The following is a 4,260-nucleotide window of genomic DNA, read 5'->3' on the forward strand; positions in this document are numbered from 1 at the left end:
GCCCCGCTAGCCTGGACCACATGTCTACGCCCCGAATTTCCTAGCCGACGGACCCGCCTCCACGCCACCCGTGTGTCCGTTCGCTGTTTCGGAGCGTTATCCCATGATCACCACCCGTGGTGTCGACGTGCGCGTCGGCGCCCGCCTCCTGCTGTCCGACGTCACCCTGCACATCGCCCCCGGCGACCGGATCGGCCTGGTCGGCCGCAACGGCGCCGGCAAGACCACCCTGCTGGCCACCCTCGCCGGGCAGCTTCCGCCCGCCGCCGGCGCGGTCACCCGCACCGGCCCCGTCGGCTACCTCCCGCAGGACTCCCGCGCCGCCGACCCGTCCGCCACCGTCACCGACCGCATTCTGTCCGCCCGCGGCCTGGACACCGCCGTCCGCGCACTGCGCGCCGCCGGGGAGGCGATGGCACAAGCCTGCGACCCGGGCGCCGAGCGCCGGGCGATGGACGCCTACGCCCGGGCCGAGGCCGAGTTCCAGTCCCGGGGCGGCTACGCGGCCGAGGCCGAGGCCGCCCGGGTCGCGGCCGGGCTCGGACTTCCCGCCCGGGTCATGGACGCCCCGGTCGGCACCCTCTCCGGCGGCCAGCGCCGCCGGGTCGAGCTGGCCCGGATCCTGTTCGCCGACCACGGCACCCTGCTGCTCGACGAGCCCACCAACCACCTGGACGCCGACTCCGTCACCTGGCTGCGCGGCTTCCTCGCGGCCCACCAGGGCGGGCTGGTCCTGATCAGCCACGACCTCGGCCTGCTCGCCGACACCGCCAACCGGGTCTTCCACCTGGACCCGCAGCGCGCCGCGATCGACGTCCACAACACCGGCTGGCGGGCCTATCTCGCCCAACGCGCGGCCGACGAGCGCCGCCGGACCCGGGAGCGCGCCAACGCCGAACGCAAGGCCGCCGCGCTGCACGCCCAGGCCGACCGGATGCGGGCCAACGTGGCCACCGCCACCACCGCCCGCAGCATGGCCCGCCGCGCCGACCGGCTGCTCTCCGAGCTCGAACCCGTCCGGCAGGCCGAGCGGACGGCCCGGATCCGGCTGCCCGAACCCGCGCCCTGCGGCCGGATGCCGCTCGGCGCGATCAGCCTCGCCAAGGCCTACGCCGGCCGCCCGGTGCTCACCGGCCTCGACCTGGCCGTCGACCGGGGCAGCCGACTGGTCGTCCTCGGTCTGAACGGCGCCGGCAAGACCACCCTGCTGCGCATCCTCGCCGGCCACGAGAGCCCCGACTCCGGCCGGGTCGTCCCCGGCCCGGGCCTGCGGCTCGGCTACTTCGCGCAGGAGCACGACACCCTCGACCCGGCGCGCAGCGTCCGCGACAACCTCGCCCAGGCCGCCCCCGGCCTCACCGACGGCGAACTGCGGCACGTCCTCGGCGCGTTCCTGTTCCGCGGCGACGACGTCGACAAGCCGGCCGGGGTGCTCTCGGGCGGCGAGAAGACCCGGCTGGCGCTGGCCGCTCTGGTCCACTCCGGCGCCAACGTGCTGCTGCTCGACGAGCCCACCAACAACCTCGACCCGGCCTCCCGCGCCGAGGTCCTGGCAGCGGTCGGCACCTACCCGGGCGCGATCGTGATGGTCACCCACGATCCGGGCGCCATCGAGGCCCTGCGCCCCGACCGCGTCCTGCTCCTCCCGGACGGCGACGAGGACCTCTGGCACGACTCCTACCTGGAGCTGGTCACCCTGGCGTGAGCGGGGCCGTCTGACACCGCCGCGGCCCGCCGGTCTCCCCCGGCGGGACGCGGCGAGTCGCGGCGGCTACCGGGTGGGCATCGGCCTCGTGGCGCCGGAGGCGGTCTACCGGCGGCTGCGCGACGGTGTCGGGTTGAGCTTGGCGGTGAGCGCCGACAGGAAGGTCGGGAGCCTGTCCACCATGGCCTTGGGGACCGGGGTGGACTGGACGGTGTCCCGCACCACGTCCTGCAGGACGAGCGTGTAGGTGCCGTTCTCCTCGACGAGTTCGGCGGCGTAGAGCAGTGTCTCCATCGGTGATCCTAGGCTTGGGCGTCGTTGAGCCAGGCGTTCCACGCCTTGATGGCCTGCTGCTCGTCCGCGTCCCCGGCGAACAGGTGGTGGCCCAGCCAGATCGGCCAGTTCCAGGAGCTGCCGTTGAAGAAGCGGTACAGCGCGTCCGGGCCGCGCAGACCGATGAAGTCGGGGCTGAGCCAGTCCACGACCACCTCCTCCGAACCGGCGCCCGTACCCGGGAGGTCGAGCGACAGCCGGTCGCCGACGGCCGCGTCGTCGGCGAGGCAGAGGCGTCGGCGCAGGGCGACGAAGTCGGCCGGGTCGGCGGTGCGTTCGGGGCGCTGGGCCCTGACGTAGACGGCGGGGCGGCCGGCGAAGTGCCGCAGGTACTCGGCGAGGCCGTGCTGGTAGAAGTCGACGTGCTTCTCGGCCGCGTCCGCCTTGGTGTCCCAGTAGTCGTCGACGACGCCCGTGTGCACCCAGTGGATCCCCATGCGCAGGTGGCTCGTCGCGCCGTCGACCGGCTCGATCCGGTAGGTGAGCGTGTTGGAGAATCCGTCGTCCGTGGCCGCGCGGACGGCGAAGTGGCTCGGCGGCTCCCACGCCACGACGGTGCCGTCGCCCCGGGTGACCTTTCCGCCGACGCACGGCTCGACCTCCATGGGGTACAGCCAGCCGAGGTTGCCGGCGCCGCTGGCGACCGCGTGCCAGACCTGCTCGGGTGTGGCGGGCAGGTCCTGCTCCCGGCGGACCTCGAACTCTCGGGCCATGGTCAGTTCTCCTTCGTCGTCGTTCACGTGTCAGTAGGTGAGCGGGAGGGCGCTCAGCCGCCGTTGCAGTGGGTTGGCCCGCCATTCGAGGGCCGCCTCGTCGACCAGCCGCAGCTGCGGGAGCCGGCGGACCAGTGTGCCGATGGCCACCTCGGCCTGGAGCTTGGCCAGCGGGCCGCCGAGGCAGAAGTGCGGGCCGTGGCCGAAGCTCAGGTGCCGGTTGCCCGGGCGGGACAGGTCGAGCCGGTCGGGGTCCTCGAAGCGGTCGGGATCGCGGTTGGTGGCGGCGAGGAACAGGTACACCAGCTCGCCCGCGCGCAGTGTCCGCCCGCCGATCCCGACGTCCTCGGCGACGACCCGGACGATCGCCTGGGTCGGCGTGTCGTAGCGGGCCAGTTCGTCGACGGCGGTGCGGATCAGCGCCGGGTCCTCGCGCAGCCGGGCCAGCTGGTCGGGGTGGCGCAGCAGGGCGAGCACGCCGTTGCCGACCAGGTGGGTGGTGGTCTCGTCGCCCGCGGTGATCAGGACGAAGCAGGTGGACAGCAACTCGGAGTCGGTGAGCCGGTCGTCCTGACCCTGCGTCGCGACCAGGGCGCTGATCAGGTCGTCGCCCGGGTCGGCCCGGCGTCGGCTGACCAGTCGGGCGAGGTACTCCTCGTACTGCCCGATCGCCGCCTCGGACTTGTCGAGGTCCTCGGAGAGCCGGCCGAACCGGCGGAACCAGTTCTTGACCTGCGGTCGGTCCCCGGGCGGGATGCCGAACAGCTCGCAGACGACGTTCAGCGGCAACGGGGAGGCGACCGCCTCGATCAGGTCCATGGTCGGCCCAGCCGCGACCGCCTCGTCGATGAGGCGGTCGACGATCCGCTGGATGCCGTCGCGCAGGGCTTCGACCCGCCGGGCGGTGAAGGCCCGGTTCGCCAGCTTGCGCAGCCGGGCGTGATCCGGCGGGTCGGTGTTGGTCATCACCCGGCCGAGCCGGTCGGTGAGCCGGCTGAAGGCCTTGAGGTCGCCGCCGAGCGCACCGTAGGCGCGGGTCATCCGGTCCCGGTCGTTGGACAGCCGCAGGTCGCCCAGCGCCACCTCGACGTCGGTGTACCGGGTGAGGTACCAGATGCCCCGGGCACTGCGGTGGACCGGGTCCTCACGGCGCATGCGGGCGTAGACCGGGTACGGGTCCCGACGTGCCTCGACGGTGTTCAGCGCTGCGGTGAGGTCGCCGGGCCCGGCGGGGCCCGCGGTGCCGCGGGCCCCGTCCAGGGTGTCGGTGGAGGTCATGTCGGCCGCGCTACCGCTGGGCGTCCATGGCGTCGGCGAGGCTCTTGGGCCGCATGTCGGTCCAGGAGCGCTCGACGTACTCCAGGCAGGCGGACTGGGTGTCGGGGCCGTGGGCGACGGTCCAGCCGGCGGGGACGTCGGCGAACTGCGGCCACAGCGAGTGCTGGTTCTCCTGGTTGACGAGCACGAGGAAGGTGCCGTCCTGGTCGTCGAACGGGTTGGTCATGGGGA

5 protein-coding genes are annotated in these 4,260 nt (G+C 73.6%); 1 reads left to right on the plus strand and 4 read right to left on the minus strand.

Annotated elements, in window-relative coordinates; genetic code table 11:
* Positions 1–103 precede the first annotated feature (103 nt).
* Entirely contained in the window at positions 104–1,705 is a 1,602-nt protein-coding gene (locus tag ACIO5E_RS25075) for an ABC-F family ATP-binding cassette domain-containing protein (protein ID WP_400671696.1), read from the plus strand.
* Positions 1,706–1,810: 105 nt separating this feature from the next.
* On the opposite strand, the gene ACIO5E_RS25080 is transcribed toward ACIO5E_RS25075, so the two are convergent.
* From ACIO5E_RS25080 to ACIO5E_RS25095, 4 genes are read right to left on the minus strand one after another with little or no spacing between them, the layout of a single operon-like run.
* Positions 1,811–1,999, minus strand: coding sequence for a hypothetical protein (locus ACIO5E_RS25080; protein ID WP_400671698.1), 189 nt, complete (start codon positions 1,997–1,999; stop codon positions 1,811–1,813).
* Between the two features lie 8 nt (positions 2,000–2,007).
* Entirely contained in the window at positions 2,008–2,751 is a 744-nt protein-coding gene (locus ACIO5E_RS25085) for an SRPBCC domain-containing protein (RefSeq protein WP_400671700.1), read from the minus strand.
* A gap of 30 nt (positions 2,752–2,781) precedes the next feature.
* The gene (locus ACIO5E_RS25090) at positions 2,782–4,029 is read right to left on the minus strand and encodes a cytochrome P450 (protein WP_400671702.1); all 1,248 of its coding nucleotides are present in this window, start codon (positions 4,027–4,029) and stop codon (positions 2,782–2,784) included.
* A gap of 10 nt (positions 4,030–4,039) precedes the next feature.
* The gene (locus ACIO5E_RS25095; protein WP_400671704.1) at positions 4,040–4,255 is read right to left on the minus strand and encodes an MbtH family protein; all 216 of its coding nucleotides are present in this window, start codon (positions 4,253–4,255) and stop codon (positions 4,040–4,042) included.
* Positions 4,256–4,260 lie beyond the last annotated feature (5 nt).

It is taken from the genome of Kitasatospora sp. NPDC087314 (assembly GCF_044744365.1).
In the GTDB taxonomy this organism is placed as follows: domain Bacteria; phylum Actinomycetota; class Actinomycetes; order Streptomycetales; family Streptomycetaceae; genus Kitasatospora.

Bases quoted from the DNA above. Each gene is read 5' to 3' on its own strand.
- ACIO5E_RS25080 (WP_400671698.1), bottom strand. From the start codon at position 1,999: ATGGAGACACTGCTCTACGCCGCCGAACTCGTCGAGGAGAACGGCACC.
- ACIO5E_RS25090 (WP_400671702.1), bottom strand. From the start codon at position 4,029: ATGACCTCCACCGACACCCTGGACGGGGCCCGCGGCACCGCGGGCCCC.
- ACIO5E_RS25095 (WP_400671704.1), bottom strand. From the start codon at position 4,255: ATGACCAACCCGTTCGACGACCAGGACGGCACCTTCCTCGTGCTCGTC.
- ACIO5E_RS25085 (WP_400671700.1), bottom strand. From the start codon at position 2,751: ATGGCCCGAGAGTTCGAGGTCCGCCGGGAGCAGGACCTGCCCGCCACA.
- ACIO5E_RS25075 (WP_400671696.1), top strand. From the start codon at position 104: ATGATCACCACCCGTGGTGTCGACGTGCGCGTCGGCGCCCGCCTCCTG.